At 73.3% G+C, this 531-nt stretch carries 2 pseudogenes; both read left to right on the top strand.

The features are described 5' to 3' along the window. A pseudogene (locus tag FNX44_RS29370) lies at window positions 1-196 on the top strand (hypothetical protein); the annotation flags it as partial. Beyond that, window positions 193-531 (top strand): annotated as a pseudogene (locus FNX44_RS27530) (hypothetical protein); the annotation flags it as partial. The pseudogenes FNX44_RS29370 and FNX44_RS27530, both read left to right, overlap by 4 nt.

Below are 531 nucleotides of genomic sequence, written 5' to 3'. Positions count from 1 at the left end.
GCGGATGCGGTTGTTCTGTGAGGGCGGGCAGTTGGGCTACGCGGTGGAGGGGCCGGAGCGGGCGGCGGCGTTGCTTCGGACGTCGGCGTACGCCGACGTCGAGGTCGGGAGTGGTCAAGAGGAGGACGGTGGTGTCCCGGGGATTCGGTTCGAGGGCGCGCCGCCGCTGAAGGCTTCGGCTGGTGAGAAGGGGTGAGCGCGATGCTGTCGAAGGCGTGGAGTGTTCGGGGGCGCCGTGCTGGTGGGAAGGAGGTGGCCGGCCGCCGGTTGTATACGGCGCGGGCGGAGTTGGTGTTGGCGTTGCCGGCGCATCGGCCGTTGGCGGGGGCGGTGGTGAAGCCGGATCCGCTGCAGCTGGTGGCGGCGGCGATGGCGCAGGTGGATTCGGCGCGGGGTGAGAGCGCGGAGGTCGTGATTGACCTGGTGCCGATTTCCGGTGATGAGGTGGCGGCGCGGCGGCGGCGGTTGGTGCGGCGCGGGCAGCGCCGGGGCCGTGCCGCGTACGGGGAGGCGCTCGGGCCCGGGGCTGCC

It is taken from the genome of Streptomyces alkaliterrae (assembly GCF_007097205.2).
Lineage (GTDB): Bacteria > Actinomycetota > Actinomycetes > Streptomycetales > Streptomycetaceae > Streptomyces > Streptomyces alkaliterrae.
This window is presented reverse-complemented; position numbering and strand designations above follow the sequence as displayed.